The organism is Mesorhizobium sp. WSM4871 (genome assembly GCF_055811295.1).
This window is the reverse complement of sequence record NZ_JBVVPU010000054.1, coordinates 1-900: the sequence shown is the minus strand read 5'-3', so window position 1 is coordinate 900 and position 900 is coordinate 1. Positions and strand designations below refer to the sequence as shown.

1 pseudogene is annotated in these 900 nt (G+C 62.0%); it reads left to right on the top strand.

The annotated features are described in order from the left end of the window. Positions 1-98 precede the first annotated feature (98 nt). Positions 99-555 (top strand): annotated as a pseudogene (locus AC0L2H_RS32460) (transposase); the annotation flags it as partial. Positions 556-900: the final 345 nt, after the last annotated feature.

The window sequence follows — 900 nt, the reverse complement described above, 5'->3', positions numbered from 1 at the left end:
CATCGCAGCGATCACCGCCTCCGAAGCCGACATCCACCCCCACGGTCGGCATAATCCGGACATCGGCATAATGGACGTTATGCCGACGTCGGCATAACGTCCACTTCATGAGAAACGTGCTGGCCCATGCCGGCAAGAGCGGTCGCAGGGTCGTCTCAGCCTTCATCGCCACCGCCTTCGCCCAGGAGACGCCCGAGGCCGCGTCCGTAAAATGGCGCGCCGTCGCCGACCAGATCCGGCCGAAGGTGCTGAAGCTGGCGACAATCATGGACGACGCCGAGCCCGACGTGCTGGCCTACCATGACCTTCCCCAAGGAGCACCGCGCCAAGCTGCACTCGACCAACCCGATCGAGCGCCTCAACGGCGAGATCAAGCGGCGCACCGAGGTCGTCGGCATCTTCCCAAATGATGACGCCATCGTGCGCCTGGTTGGCGCCATCCTGCTCGAACAGAACGATGAATGGGCCGTGCAGCGCGCCAGATACATGACGTTGGAAACCATCAGCCAAATGAGCGATGATCCCCTCATCAGCCTGCCAGCCGTGGCACGCTGATCAGCCCGGCCCTTGCCGGACAGCGCGGCGACCAAGCCGTCAGCTACACCACTCCCTGGGACACGATCCGCGAGAGGCCCGCATCGGCCCATTCATGGACTGAGGCGTATCGTATGTCGCGCGGCAGTGGGTCTCCATGGAACCGAGAGCGACGAAATCTACTGTACTGCTGTTGCTCCTTTGACACTGCGGTTAGCCGAATACTAATCAAAAAACTCAATTCGGTCGGTGCCAGGAATCGCTTCGCGGGGGTTTACCGCTCCGCTGCCCGCTACTGCGCCAATGCTGTCGCGAATGATGGACAGACCACGGCGCAAGTCGGTTTCCGTGATGGTGAGGGCAGTC